Annotated in this window: 11 protein-coding genes and 1 pseudogene; 6 read left to right on the plus strand and 6 right to left on the minus strand. The window is 65.1% G+C overall.

Annotated features, from left to right (window positions below):
- Nucleotides 1–9: 9 nt before the first annotated feature.
- On the minus strand, nt 10–924 hold the full coding sequence (gene cpaB, locus RFN28_RS27755) for a Flp pilus assembly protein CpaB (RefSeq protein ID WP_320290327.1): 915 nt from the start codon (nt 922–924) through the stop codon (nt 10–12).
- A 256-nt stretch (nt 925–1,180) separates the two neighbouring features.
- Here cpaB and parE point away from each other — a divergent pair, with 256 nt between their 5' ends.
- Together parE and RFN28_RS27765 are read left to right on the plus strand one after the other, a co-directional pair.
- The gene (gene parE, locus RFN28_RS27760) at nt 1,181–3,235 is read left to right on the plus strand and encodes a DNA topoisomerase IV subunit B (protein ID WP_320290328.1); all 2,055 of its coding nucleotides are present in this window, start codon (nt 1,181–1,183) and stop codon (nt 3,233–3,235) included.
- 42 nt (nt 3,236–3,277) lie between these two features.
- Entirely contained in the window at nt 3,278–5,344 is a 2,067-nt protein-coding gene (locus tag RFN28_RS27765; RefSeq protein WP_430679041.1) for an FUSC family protein, read from the plus strand.
- 4 nt (nt 5,345–5,348) lie between these two features.
- Here RFN28_RS27765 and RFN28_RS27770 read toward each other — a convergent pair whose 3' ends face one another.
- Nucleotides 5,349–6,470, minus strand: a complete 1,122-nt coding sequence (locus RFN28_RS27770) for a DUF2336 domain-containing protein (RefSeq protein ID WP_320290329.1) — start codon at nt 6,468–6,470, stop codon at nt 5,349–5,351.
- Nucleotides 6,471–6,614: 144 nt separating this feature from the next.
- On the opposite strand from RFN28_RS27770, the pseudogene RFN28_RS27775 reads away from it, so the two are divergent.
- Both RFN28_RS27775 and RFN28_RS27780 read left to right on the plus strand, forming a co-directional pair.
- Nucleotides 6,615–7,076 (plus strand): annotated as a pseudogene (locus tag RFN28_RS27775) (MaoC family dehydratase); the annotation flags it as partial.
- Entirely contained in the window at nt 7,076–7,957 is an 882-nt protein-coding gene (locus RFN28_RS27780) for an HpcH/HpaI aldolase/citrate lyase family protein (protein WP_320290331.1), read from the plus strand. The pseudogene RFN28_RS27775 and the gene RFN28_RS27780, both read left to right, overlap by 1 nt.
- 13 nt (nt 7,958–7,970) lie before the next feature.
- Here RFN28_RS27780 and RFN28_RS27785 read toward each other — a convergent pair whose 3' ends face one another.
- Complete coding sequence (locus RFN28_RS27785; RefSeq protein ID WP_320290332.1) at nt 7,971–8,645, minus strand: methyltransferase family protein; 675 nt, start codon at nt 8,643–8,645, stop codon at nt 7,971–7,973.
- Between the two features lie 139 nt (nt 8,646–8,784).
- Between RFN28_RS27785 and RFN28_RS27790 the strand changes: the two genes are divergently transcribed.
- Nucleotides 8,785–9,522: a TetR/AcrR family transcriptional regulator gene (locus RFN28_RS27790; RefSeq protein WP_320290333.1), complete on the plus strand. Its 738-nt coding sequence runs from the start codon at nt 8,785–8,787 to the stop codon at nt 9,520–9,522.
- Here the strand turns inward: RFN28_RS27790 and RFN28_RS27795 are convergent.
- Both RFN28_RS27795 and RFN28_RS27800 read right to left on the minus strand, forming a co-directional pair.
- Nucleotides 9,476–10,084: a flavin reductase family protein gene (locus RFN28_RS27795; protein WP_320290334.1), complete on the minus strand. Its 609-nt coding sequence runs from the start codon at nt 10,082–10,084 to the stop codon at nt 9,476–9,478. The two genes, RFN28_RS27790 and RFN28_RS27795, sit on opposite strands and share 47 nt — an antisense overlap.
- 1 nt (nt 10,085) lies before the next feature.
- Nucleotides 10,086–10,670, minus strand: coding sequence for a nitroreductase family protein (locus tag RFN28_RS27800; RefSeq protein WP_320290335.1), 585 nt, complete (start codon nt 10,668–10,670; stop codon nt 10,086–10,088).
- A 163-nt stretch (nt 10,671–10,833) separates the two neighbouring features.
- Here RFN28_RS27800 and RFN28_RS27805 point away from each other — a divergent pair, with 163 nt between their 5' ends.
- The gene (locus tag RFN28_RS27805; protein WP_320290336.1) at nt 10,834–11,799 is read left to right on the plus strand and encodes an RgsD C-terminal domain-containing protein; all 966 of its coding nucleotides are present in this window, start codon (nt 10,834–10,836) and stop codon (nt 11,797–11,799) included.
- A 9-nt stretch (nt 11,800–11,808) separates the two neighbouring features.
- Here RFN28_RS27805 and RFN28_RS27810 read toward each other — a convergent pair whose 3' ends face one another.
- Nucleotides 11,809–12,750 carry a lysophospholipid acyltransferase family protein gene (locus RFN28_RS27810; RefSeq protein ID WP_320290337.1) on the minus strand — a complete coding sequence of 314 codons (942 nt, stop codon included), beginning with the start codon at nt 12,748–12,750 and terminating at the stop codon, nt 11,809–11,811.
- Nucleotides 12,751–12,828: the final 78 nt, after the last annotated feature.

A 12,828-nucleotide genomic window follows, 5' to 3' on the forward strand; every position in this document is an offset into this window, starting at 1 on the left:
CCCCACCGGCTATTGCTGCTGCGGTTCCCGCGAAGGAACCTTGTATTCCTCGACCTTGTCGCCGCGCGTCACGATCACCGTCTTGAACTTCGGCTCTTCCGGCTCCCTCGCCGCCACCGCATTGACCAGCGAGGCGGCGCTCGCCTGGGCGCTCGCGGCAACCGAGCCGCCGAAGGAGGAGATAGTGGTGAGCCCGTTGCCGTTAGCGCTGGCATCGGCTGCAGAGCGCAAGGACAGCGACAGGGTGCCGACGGTACGGGCGAGCGCGACCTTCTGCGCTCCTTCGTTCGTCACCTCGATGGTCACGGAATTGGCGACCTGCGGCTCGGTCTTGCGCTCGTCCGCGCCCTGCCCGACCGAAAGCACCTTCGCGTCTGCGACGACGATTTCCGACGTGACCGTCGACCCCGACGCCCCTTGGGCGTTCTTGGCCACTTCCTGGATGTCGCCGGCATCGCGCGTCAGCACCACATCGACACGGTCGCCCGGCGTGATGAAACCACCGACGCCGGCGATCTCGTCGGTGCGGATGGTGACGGCCCGCATGCCCGGCGAGAGCATGTTGGAAAGTGTGGCGCGGCCATTCGGCCCCGACAGCTTGGTGAGCAGCACCGGCTCGTTGACCTCGATCGGCGACAGCACCACCCGGCCGCCTTCGGCAAGCAGCTTGTCGATGGTCGGGAACGCGCCCTGCGGCAGCGAATCCTGCGGCCAGGGAATTTCGGCCAACTGGGACCGCCCGAGTTCCATGCCGTAGCGCAGCGGCGCGCTTGCCACCACGATGGTCTTGAACTCGACCTTGGGCTGCTGCGGCGCCACGACCGACGCCACCTTCTGCCCAGACTCGGCTTTCGCCTGGCTTTTGACCCAGAAATCCGCGGCAAAGATCGAGATCGCGCCGAAAACGGCTGCGATACCGATCATGGTAATGGCCCTGCCTCTCACGCCGAAACCCCTGACGCCCCGTGGTCTTTTGTTCGTTGCGGCTCACGCTAGGCGTTAATGTTAAAGAATCAGGAATCCCGGGATATGCGGATCGCCCTATTTCCGGCGGCTTGGTTATCGAAAGGTTTTAGAATAAGGGAGACTTTGATCCCTGAACGGAACAGGAACCTCGTTCGCCCACCAAAAGCGTGGCAGTATCGAGCAGTGATTCGCAGTACCGGACTTAATGGCCAGCATGGACGACACCAGCGATCTTTTCGGCAATCGGGACAAGCAGCCGCAGCAAGTGCGCGCGCCGTCGCGCCCGGCGGATCCGCTCGTTCAGGCCGCCAAGCGCTCGACTGCCACCCGTGACGGCAGCGAGAGCTACAGCGCCGCCGACATCGAGGTGCTGGAGGGCCTGGAGCCGGTGCGGCGGCGACCCGGCATGTATATCGGCGGCACCGACGACAAGGCGATGCACCATTTATTCGCCGAGGTCATCGACAACTCGATGGACGAGGCTGTCGCAGGCCACGCCACCTTCATCGATGTCGAGCTTTCCGCCGACGGCTTCCTGACCGTGACCGACAATGGCCGCGGCATCCCGATCGACCCGCATCCGAAATTCAAGAAGCCGGCGCTCGAAGTCATCATGACGACGCTGCATTCGGGCGGCAAGTTCGACTCCAAGGTCTACGAGACCTCCGGCGGTCTGCACGGCGTCGGCGTCTCCGTCGTCAATGCGCTGTCCGATCACCTCGAGGTCGAGGTCGCGCGCGGCCGCCAGCTCTATCGCCAGCGCTTCTCGCGCGGCATTCCGGTGAGCGGGCTGGAGCATCTCGGCGAGGTGCACAACCGCCGCGGCACCAGGACCCGCTTCCACCCCGACGAGCAGATCTTCGGCAAGGGCGCCGCCTTCGAGCCGGCGCGCCTCTACCGCATGACGCGCTCGAAAGCCTATCTGTTCGGCGGCGTCGAAATCCGCTGGACCTGCGACCCGTCGCTGATCAAGGAGAAGGACCAGACGCCGGCCAAGGCCGAGTTCCATTTCCCTGGCGGCCTGAAGGACTATCTCAAGGCGACCCTCGGCGACGAATTCCAGGTCACGCGCGAGATTTTCGCGGGAAAAACCGACAGGCAAGGCGGCCATGGCTCGCTCGAATGGGCCGTCACCTGGTTCGGCGGCGACGGCTTCCTCAACTCCTACTGCAACACCATTCCGACCGGCGAAGGCGGCACGCATGAGGCCGGCTTCCGCAACGTGCTGACGCGCGGGCTTCGCGCCTATGCCGACTTGATCGGCAACAAGCGCGCCTCGATCATCACGACGGAAGACGTGATGATCTCGGCTGCCGGCATGCTGTCGGTGTTCATCCGCGAGCCGGAATTCGTCGGCCAGACCAAGGACCGGCTGGCGACGATCGAGGCGATGCGCATCGTCGAAAGCGCCATCCGCGATCCGTTCGACCATTGGCTGGCCGACAATCCGCAGGAAGCTTCCAAGCTGCTCGAATGGGTGATCGCGCGCGCCGACGAGCGCGTGCGACGGCGCCAGGAAAAGGAAGTCTCGCGCAAGAGCGCCGTGCGTAAGCTGCGGCTGCCAGGCAAGCTTGCCGACTGCACGCAGAATGCCGCCGCCGGCGCCGAGATCTTCATCGTCGAGGGCGACTCGGCCGGCGGTTCGGCCAAGCAGGCGCGTGACCGCGCCAGCCAGGCGGTGCTGCCGCTGCGCGGCAAGATCCTCAACGTTGCCAGCGCCGGCAACGACAAGTTGGCCGCCAACCAGCAGATTTCCGACCTGATCCAGGCGCTCGGCTGCGGCACGCGCGCGAAATACCGCGACGAGGACCTGCGCTACGACCGTGTGATCATCATGACCGACGCCGACGTCGACGGCGCGCACATCGCTTCGCTTTTGATCACCTTCTTCTATCAGGAGATGCCGAACCTGATCCGCGGTGGTCATCTCTACATGGCCGTGCCGCCGCTCTATTCGATCCGGCAGGGCGGCAAGGTCGCCTATGCCCGTGACGACGTGCACAAGGACGAACTGCTGCGCACCGAATTCACCGGGCGCGGCAAGGTCGAGATCGGCCGTTTCAAGGGCCTGGGCGAGATGATGGCCTCGCAGCTCAAGGAGACCACGATGGACCCGAAGAAGCGCACGCTGCTCAGGGTCGACGTGATCGACGCCGAGGGGGCGACCAAGGATGCCGTCGATGCGCTGATGGGCACCAAGCCCGAGGCGCGCTTCCGCTTCATCCAGGAACGCGCCGAATTCGCCGAGGCCGACGTGCTGGATATCTGAGCACCTGCCGGTCATAACAGGCTCCGGTACGGAGACTTGGATGTGACCTGGATGCGGCTGAAGGAACTTGTCGGGATACCGCTGAACGGCCTCACGCAGCCGACGCGCTCAGACTGGATCTTTGCCCTGCGCACGGTTTCGGCCGGGCTGATCGCGCTGCTTGCCGCCTATGCCCTCAAGCTCGACCATCCGCAATGGGCAATGATGACGGTGTTCATCGTCGCGCAGCCGGTGGCCGGCATGGTGCTGGCGAAAGGTTTCTACCGGCTGCTCGGCACGCTGGCTGGCGGCCTGGCGGCCATCGGCATCACCTCGCTCTTCGGCACCAATCCCTGGCTATTGGTGACTGGGCTGGCGCTGTGGATCGGCGTCTGCACGCTCGTCTCCTCGCTGCTGCGCAATCCGGAGGCCTACGGCGCCGCACTTGCCGGCTACTCGGCGATGATCATCAGCCTGCCGTCTTTCGGGCAGCCGCACCTCGTCGTCGACCTCGCCATCGCGCGTTGCGCCGAAATCGTGATTGGCATCGTCTGCGCCGGCGTGACCAGCCGGCTGATCCTGCCGAAGCTGGCGGCAGACGCAATCATCTCAAGGCTGAAGCGCAGCATCCTCGATCTTGCCGACTATGCCTCAGGCGCTTTTTCCGGTGGCGATCCTGCAAGTCTTGCGGCTCTCCAGCGCAAGCTGATCACAGATGCCCAGACGCTTGCCGAGATGCGCACCTATGCGCGGCTGGAAGCTCCGAGCTTCGGCACGCGCGCCCATCCGGTGCGACGCACGATCGGACAGCTCCTGTGGACGCTGTCGGCGGCCCGCGCGCTACATACCCATGCCGCGCCGAAAAACGCCACGCTCATCCCCGTGCGCAGCGAGTTGCAGGCTTTCGTCGGCGAGTTGTCTGCAACGCCCGGCGCGCTCGACGACACCGGCCCCTGGGTGGCGCGCCTCGACGCGATCGCGACCAAGGCGCGGGAGGCGCCGGCTACGCCCGCCGAACCCGGCGAAGACCGGGTCGGCACCATCACCCGCCTCACCATCGCGGCCGATTTCGCGGAGGCGCTGAAGCAGGTGATGCGAGGTCTCGACGCGCTTCGCTCGCCGGTTGCCAAGCCTTCGCGCGAGCGGCGGCAGCCGGCGCTGGTAGTGCATCGCGACTACCATGCCGCATGGCGAAATGCCGTGCGCGCCGCGCTCGCCACGCTCCTGGTGGCGGCCTTCTGGCTGACGACAAAATGGTCGGAGACCGCGGGCACCGTCATCCTCGTCGCCGTCGTCTCCAGTCTGTTCGCGGCGCGTCCAGATCCGGTCCAGTCGGCCTGGGGCTTCTTCACCGGAACGCTGCTGGCGCTGCCCTTCGCCTTCCTCGTCGGCCAGATCGCCCTGCCGGCGCTCCCCGGCTTCGGCTGGTTCACGATCTTTGTCGTGCCGATCATAGTGCCGGCGGCGCTCGGCATGGCCAATCCGCGCCATGTCGGCGTCGCCACAGCCTTCGCCATCAATTTCCTGGCTTTCCTCAGCCCACACCAGCTGATGACCTACGATCCCGGCCCGTTCTTTGCCGGGTCGGCGTCGATTCTGGTCGGCATCCTGATTGCCATCGGTGTCTTTGTCGTCGTGGTACCGGCCGACCCCTGGGTCACCGTCGAGCGTATCTCGGAGGCGATGCGGGAAGACCTGGCGCGCCTTTGCCTGCATGAACGCATTCCGCGACGTTCCGCCTTCGAAAGCCTTGCCTACGACCGCATCAACCAGCTGATGCCGCAGTTGCAGCGCACAGGCAGGAAAGGCGATCCCATTCTGGGCGGCAGCATCGCCGCCGTCACCGTCGGCCTCGAAGTGCTGCGGCTGCGCGGTGCGCAGCTTAATTCCGCCGTACCGCACGAAACGGTGGAATCGATCGGCAACTTCCTGCGCGGCCTGGCGCGTGATCTGCTGTTCATTGGACATGGCGAGCCGCAGACCTCAACCATCGCCGTGGCAAGGCAATATGCGGCCAGCATCGCCGACCGCAGCGACCGACCCGAAATGCTGCAAGTCGCCGCCTCGCTGCGCATCATCGCCGCCGCGATGGAGGATTATCCGGATTTCTTCGCGAAGGGGCGAGGCTGAGGGCTCATGCCGCGGCAATCGCCAGCGCGTGGCCGCGCGCGTTTTCGCGCAGCGCATCGAGGTGAATCGACTTCACCAGCCCGGCAAGGTCGCCCTCGGCCGATTGCCCGCCAAGCTCCTTCAGCATCAGCCAGCTCACTTCCTGCACGCCGGCGACGCGCTTGCCATTGGCGACCTCGCGCCAGACTTTCAGCGCGCGCAGGATGATGCCGTGGGTGGCAGCGGCGAGGCCGGCGCTGCGGAACAGCGCCTGCAGCGCCACGTCATGCCCGCCGGCAAGCAGCGCTCTCACCCGCTGCTCGGACTGCTGCGCAAGCGCCACCAGCGCCGAGCCGAAGAAGTCGACCTTGCCATGCGCGATGGTGCGGATGATGAAGCTCGCGGTGAGATCGCCGCGCAGTCGCAGATGCTCGATCAGCGCGGCATGCTCCTCGGCGCGCGTGCCCTCGATCACCGTCACCGAAGCCTTCACGCAGGCGTCGCGCATCACTCGGTCAGCGCGGGCGGCCCCCATCAGCGCCAGCACCAGCGGCGAACCTTTCAGCGTCTCGCCGAGCTTGACCAGAAGCATGTGCCGGCACTCGGCGGGAAGGCGCGCGTCGGCGATCAGCGCCTCGCGCACCAGCGGCAGGTGACCGTGCCGCTCGGCCATGCGGCGGAAGCTCAGCGATGCGATGTCGGCGCCGCTGTTGGCGATCAGCGTGGCGCAGGCCTCCGGCTCGCCGATCTCCGCTATGGCGGCCGCAAGCGACATCGAGACTACCGGACGGTTGGCGATGAGCTTCTGGGTAGCCTTCTGGCCACAGGCGACGCGGTCGACGAGATCTGCATCGGTAAGCAAAGGCGAACGCGCCAGCACCAGCGCCGCCACTTCCGGCTGGTCGGAGGCCAGCGCGCTGATCACCTGCGGCGGCGCGTGGTGGCTCATCGACAGCGCTTCGGCGAGCGCCTGCCGGACCTTGGCGGAGACATCGTCGAGCAGGAATGTGAGCGCCGCCTCAGCGGCACAGCGATCCTCAAACGGCAGGTCGGAATTGATGTAGGCGCGAGCCAGCGCGCTTGCGGCGGCGGCGCGCTCGGAGACCCTTGCCTTATCGATCCATTTCAGAAAATGCGAAACAACCATGCCGATCAGCTACGCCCTTGCCGGAACGTTTCCCGGCCCCGCTGGGAACGGTAGGCTGGAAATGGTTTACGAACGGTTCACCATGTTTCTTAACCGGCTTGATGGGGCCGCAGCCAACGCCTATCAAGCAAGGATAAGCGCAGGAGATCGACCATGGCCGGGCTTTATCTCGAGGAGTTCGTCGTCGGCCACGTCTTCCGCCACACGCTGCGCAAGACCGTCACCGAAAGCGACAACATGCTGTTTTCGGTGATGACGCTGAACCCGCAGCCCTTGCACATCGATTTCGACTTCGCGGCAAAAAGCGAATGGGGCAAGCCGTTGGTCAATTCGCTGTTCACACTCGGGCTGATGATCGGCATCTCGGTGAACGACATCACCGTCGGCACCACTGTCGCCAATCTCGGCATGAAGGAGACCGTGTTTCCGCACCCGGTTTTCCACGGCGACACCATCCGGGTCGAGACCACGGTCGTTTCGGTGCGCGAGTCCAAGTCGAAGCCGGATCGCGGCATCGTCGAGTTCGAGCATCGCGCCTATAATCAGAACGACATGCTCGTCGCCAAATGCACGAGGCAGGCGATGATGATGAAGAAGGCGGCCTGATGCGCTCGCTGCTCTTCGTGCCCGGCGATTCCGAGCGGAAGCTGGAAAAAGGGTTTGGCGCCGGCGCCGACGTGGTCATCGTCGACCTGGAGGATTCCGTCGCCGCAGCCAACAAGACGGCAGCGCGTGAAGTCGCGGCGCGCTTCATCGCCAGCCAGAGGCAGCAGACCAGTTCCGCCATCTATGTGCGCGTCAACGACCTGTCGACAGGCCTGACCGACGACGACCTCGCGGCACTTGTCCCGACAAAACCCGACGGCATCATGCTGCCGAAGTCGAACAGCGGCCAGGATGTCCAGCAGCTTGCTGCAAAGCTTCGGGTGCATGAAGCCGAAAGCGGGTTGCCGGATGGCGGCATAAAAATCCTGCCGATCATCACCGAAACGGCGGCTGGCGTGCTGGCGGCGGCGAGCTATGCCGGCGCAAGCGCGCGCCTCGCGGGATTGACCTGGGGCGCCGAGGACCTGTCCGCGGCGATCGGCGCGCGTTCGGCGCGCGGCGAGACCGGCCACTACGCCGACGTGTTCCGCCTGGCGCGCACCATGACCCTCCTTGCAGCAGGCGCCGCGGAAGTTGCCGCGATCGATACCGTGTTTCCGGATTTCCGCGACATGGCCGCCTTCGAGGCGGAATGCCGCGAGGCCGAGCGCGACGGCTTCACCGGCAAGATGGCGATCCATCCGGCGCAGGTGCCGGTCATCAACGCCGCCTTCACGCCTTCGGCCGAAGCGGTCGAGCGGTCGCAGGCGATCGTCGACGCCTTCGCCGCGGCGGGAAATCCGGGCGTGGTCGGCATCGACGGCAAGATGTATGACCGTCCGCATCTGCGTCTCGCCGAACGGCTGCTGGCGCGCGCCAAAGCGGCGGGAATCTTGGGCTGAGCCGCGCGCGCCGCTACCAGACCATCGGGATCAGCCGGTAGCGAACGTGTGCCGCATAATCGTCGTAGCCGCGCAGGCCGGTGCGCAGCGTCTTTTCTTCGATGAAGGTGCGAATGGCAAGAAGCACGATGAAGGCAAGCACCGAGGCCAGCCCCCACCAGGAGCCGAGCAGCAGCGCCGTGCCGGCGAAATAGAGGATGGCGCCGGCATACATCGGGTGGCGGACATAGCTATAAGGCCCTGTGGTGATCACCTTCTGGCCGCGCTCCTCCTGGATCTTCACGACGGGCGCGGCGAAGCTGTTTTCCAGCATTGTGAGATAGCAGATCCAGATGCCGATGAGCAGGATCAGCGCCCCAACGGCCTGCACCCAGACAGGAGCCACCGACCAGCCAAAACGGAAGTCGAACCCCATCATTGCCAACCAACCGAAGATGCCCAGCAGCAGTATGCTCAGCAGAATCTTGTCGGCTGCGGTTTGGCTCTTCTGGATCGGCGGGCGAAGGCGCTCATTCATCAGGCCGGGGTCACGCCGGGCGAGCGCCACACCCATGGTAAGACTGAGCCCGACCATCGCAACTATGTATACCCAGGCTCCCAGCCAATGCAGCGTTCCGGCCGACACGAAGAGCAGCGCGCCCATGACGCCGAACCACAAAAATGTCTGGACAACCAATTTCGCGACCATGGCCAACCTTGCGTGACATGCCCTGCTATTGGTCGAAACCGACCATTGGTCTATTATACCGACCGGCGGTCTATTATCAACCCCGATCGACGTTCAGGCATCTGGATGGGAACGGTCGTCGCGTGCAGAAGGTTTCGCCATGCCCCGTATCGTCAAGCACCCGGAACTGAGGCGCGAAGAATTGCTGGACTATGCCCAGGCCCTGTTCCTCACGCATGGCTACGACAAGGCGAGCCTCAATGACGTGATTGCCGCCGCCGGCATCTCGAAGGGCGCTTTCTACCACTACTTTCCGTCCAAGGAGGCGCTGCTGGAGGCGCTGGCCGAGCGCTTCGCGAGACAGGCGCTCGCGGGTGTCCAGGACATAGTCGCCGATCCGGCCCTCGATCCGCTCGGTCGCCTCAATGCCCTGCTCGCAAAATCGCGGCAGGCCAAGATCGAGACCGCGGCGGAGGCCTGGGCGCTGTTCGAGACGCTGTTCCGGCCGGAAAACCTGGTGCTCTTCCACCGCATCAATCTGGCGGCGAGCGCATCGTTTTCGCCTGTGCTGGTCGAGATCATCCGGCAAGGCGTCGAGGACGGCACGTTCCGCACCTTCGACCCGGAAGGCGTCGCCGACATCGTCATGCAGTTCGGCACGGCCACGCATGACGTCATCGCCAAGGCATTTGCGGGAGGCAGGGATGCCGATATGGAAATCGCGATCGAAGCCCTGGAGAGGCGCGTTAGGCTCTACGAGATCGCCCTCGACCGCATTCTCGGGCTTCCCGACGGCAGCATCCGGATCGGCGAGCCGGGCTATGTGCGCGCCGTCATGACTGCGCATCGTGCTAGTCCTTCCCCCAGCGGGGCCGCCGCATCGAGAAAATCTCGTTGACGCTGGCATAGTCCATATAGCCGAGCCGGGCGACATTGCCGGCTCTGACGATGTCGAACAGGCCATCCTTGAGATAGGCGTCGTCGATGTGGACGCCGACGACCTCGCCGGCGACGACGATGGCGCTGGTCTCGGTGCCGTCCAGCGCCCGCGGCCGAAATATCTCCGTCACCTTGCATTCGAGGGCGGCGGGCGCTTCCGCCACGCGCGGCGGCGCGACGAGGCGCGACGGCGCCATGGCGAGATCGGCATAGGCGAACTCGCTGACGCCGCGCGGCGCATCGACCGCCGTGCGGTTCATCTTATCGGCGAGCTCGCGGCTGACGAGGTTGGCGACGAATTCACCCGTCTCCGCCGCGACCGTCGCACTGTCCTTCTGGCCTTCGGATGAGAACCAGACGATGAAGGGACGCGTCGAAAAGGCGTTGAAGTAGGAATAGGGGGCGAGGTTGAGCCGGCCTTCCCTGTCGATGGTCGAGATCCATCCGATGGGGCGCGGCGCTACGATTGCCTTCGACGGATCATGCGGCAGGCCATGCCCCTTCGAAGGCTCGTAGAACATGTCAGCCGATCCAGGGCCCGGAGTAGTCGGCATAGAGCTTCGCCGGATCGGGCCGCGGCCGCTCCGGCGAAGGCCCCTGGTAGGAGCCGATATGAACGAAGCCGATGACGCGCTCCTGCGGCGACAATCCGAGGATCGCCCTGCCCTCCGCAACGTCGGAATACCAGTTGCTGATCATGTTGGTGCCGTAGCCCAGCGCGTTGGCCGCGATCATCAGATTCATAGCCGCCATTCCGCCCGACAGGAACATCTCCCATTGCGGGATTTTTGGGTTCTCCCTCGGCACTGACACCACGCCGATCACCAGCGGCGCGCGCGAGAAACGCGCCAGCTCCTGGTTGCGCCGGCCTTCGGACAGCGGCCCCTCGCGCTGCTCGGCAAGCGCGGCGAGCTTCCTGCCGATCTCGACCCGCGCCTCGCCGCGATAGAGGATGAACCGCCAGGGTTCGAGTCGGCCGTGATCGGGAACGCGCGAGGCAGCGGCGATCATGGTGGCGATTTCCGCGTCGCTCGGCGCCGGCGCCTTGAGGTCGGGTATGGGCACGGAATTGCGGGTCAGCAGGAAATCGATGATCGGCGACGCCATGGGCGCAAGTCTCCTACAACGTTCAATTTTGGGCTGAAGCGCGCCATCGGGAGGTCGGGCGGCTCGGGCAATGACGCATTATGCGCCGGATAAAGAGCCCTGGCGGAGCGCGGCAGGCTCTTGAGCCTTGAAATTGCCACCGCCTTGGGCTTCAACGCAAGGCATGTTTGAGGGGACTCTGCGCTTTGTCGTGGTCTGGCTGGTCGCCGCGCTGTTCGCGGTGCCGGTTTCCTTCGCGCTGGCCCAGAACGCCAACGAGGTCGACAAACTTAAACTGCCGGGCATTTCGAACTATGCGACGCCGAAGAGCGAGAGGTCGCTGGCGCTCGGCAGCGGCGGCACGATCACCCTTTCGGCGCAACTGACCGACAAGGGCGCGGACATCACCCGCGGCATCGTCTGGCGCGTGTTCAAGCCCGGACCCGCCAGCGACGGCAAGCTGCCGATGGTGGCGTCTTCCCATGGTGGCACGGCGGTGTTCCAGCTCGACCCCGGCAGCTATCTCGTCCATGCCTCCTATGGCCGTGCCGGCGCTACCAAGCGCATCACCGTCGGCAAGGATGCCAAGCGCGAGAGCCTCGTGCTCGACGCCGGCGGCCTGAAACTCGACGCAGTGACCTCCGGAGGCGCGCATATCCCGCCGAAGAAGCTCCGTTTCGCGATCTATGAGGGTCATGCCGAGCCCAATGGCGACCGCGCGCTGATCGCGCCCGATGTCGAGCCGAACACCGTCGTGCGGCTGAACGCCGGAACTTACCACGTCGTCTCCACCTACGGCGCGGTCAATGCCGTGATCCGCTCCGACATCCGCGTCGAGGCCGGCAAGCTGACGGAGGCGACCGTCGAGCACCGCGCGGCAGAGATGACGATGAAGCTGGTGCGCGAGCCCGGCGGCGAAGCTATTGCCGACACCTCCTGGTCGCTGCTCAACGAATCCGGCGATCCGATCAAGGAAGCCGTCGGCGCCTTCGCCTCAATGGTGCTGGCCGAAGGCCAATACACCATTATCGCCAAGAACCGCGACCGTATCTACCAGAAGGATTTCACGGTGGTGGCCGGCCAGAATCAGGAGATCGAGGTCGTGGCCAACGAATCCTCCGCCATCGACCCCGAGGAAGGCGCGGACTAGTCGGTCTGCTCAGGCGGCCCTGCGCATCCGCTTTGGCAGGAACGGCACGCGCCCGCGCGGCGCAGCAGGCGGCGCCAGATCGAAGACCGCTTGGTAGAGCCGATCCAATAGCGCCTTGCGGTCGCGCAGCGGCGCCAGTTCGCTCCATCTCAGCACATCGCCGATGCGCACCTCGATCGCCTTGCCGGAAAGGCGCGCAAACTCGCGGATGAGCAAGGACGTGCGCAGCGTCAGCGAGGCCTTGCCGACGAACTTCGCCACGCGGTTGTCGCGCTCGGCCATGTTCATCGGCCCGCTGACCAGATGGAACAAACGGCCGTTCTGGCCGGAAAAATGCATCGGGATGACCGAGGCCTTGGCCTCCTGGATAAGCTTGGCGGGAAACATCTTCCACGGCAGATCGATCGCCCGGCCGAACCCCTTCGGCGCCGTGGCGACGCCGCCAGCCGGAAAGACGACGATGGTGACGCCTTCCTTCAACAGCCGGACCGCCTCATGGCGCACCGCCATGTTGTTCTTCAGCGCTTCCTTGGTCTCGGAAAAATCGATCGGCAGCGAATAGGCTTCCATCTCGCGGATCCTGAGCAGATCCTTATGGATCATGACCCGGAAGGGACGGCCGAGCTGCTCGGCCAGCGACAGGACGGCGATGCCGTCGCCGATGCCGAACGGATGGTTGGCCACGATCACCAGCGGCGTGTCCGGCAAACTCGTCGGCGGCCACTCGGCAGCGTTGCGCACCCTCACGTCGATCAGCTCCAGCATGCGGCTGAACACGCCTTCGCCGGTTGGGACAACCTGGCGGCGCCAGAAGTCATAGAGCACGGCAAAGCGGTCGCGGCCCGACAGACCCTCGACGGAGTGGATGAACCACCGCGTCAGCGCCGGCTGATGCTGGTTGGCGTAGGAGAGCTCGGGAAACGGCCTTTCCCGCAGTTTCAGCTTGAGCATGGCGGCTCGTTACAGGGTGGGCGTGACAGGCGTATGAAAATGGCGGTGGATCATGCCAGCGCCGTTTCCCATGCATGT

Source organism: Mesorhizobium album (assembly GCF_033977205.1).
GTDB classification, from domain to species: Bacteria; Pseudomonadota; Alphaproteobacteria; order Rhizobiales; family Rhizobiaceae; genus Mesorhizobium; species Mesorhizobium album.

Excerpts from the sequence above, each read along its gene's own strand:
- cpaB (WP_320290327.1), bottom strand. The coding sequence starts at position 924 with ATGATCGGTATCGCAGCCGTTTTCGGCGCGATCTCGATCTTTGCCGCG.
- parE (WP_320290328.1), top strand. The coding sequence starts at position 1,181 with ATGGACGACACCAGCGATCTTTTCGGCAATCGGGACAAGCAGCCGCAG.
- RFN28_RS27770 (WP_320290329.1), bottom strand. The coding sequence starts at position 6,470 with ATGGTTGTTTCGCATTTTCTGAAATGGATCGATAAGGCAAGGGTCTCC.
- RFN28_RS27780 (WP_320290331.1), top strand. The coding sequence starts at position 7,076 with ATGCGCTCGCTGCTCTTCGTGCCCGGCGATTCCGAGCGGAAGCTGGAA.
- RFN28_RS27785 (WP_320290332.1), bottom strand. The coding sequence starts at position 8,645 with ATGGTCGCGAAATTGGTTGTCCAGACATTTTTGTGGTTCGGCGTCATG.
- RFN28_RS27790 (WP_320290333.1), top strand. The coding sequence starts at position 8,785 with ATGCCCCGTATCGTCAAGCACCCGGAACTGAGGCGCGAAGAATTGCTG.
- RFN28_RS27795 (WP_320290334.1), bottom strand. The coding sequence starts at position 10,084 with ATGTTCTACGAGCCTTCGAAGGGGCATGGCCTGCCGCATGATCCGTCG.
- RFN28_RS27800 (WP_320290335.1), bottom strand. The coding sequence starts at position 10,670 with ATGGCGTCGCCGATCATCGATTTCCTGCTGACCCGCAATTCCGTGCCC.
- RFN28_RS27805 (WP_320290336.1), top strand. The coding sequence starts at position 10,834 with ATGTTTGAGGGGACTCTGCGCTTTGTCGTGGTCTGGCTGGTCGCCGCG.
- RFN28_RS27810 (WP_320290337.1), bottom strand. The coding sequence starts at position 12,750 with ATGCTCAAGCTGAAACTGCGGGAAAGGCCGTTTCCCGAGCTCTCCTAC.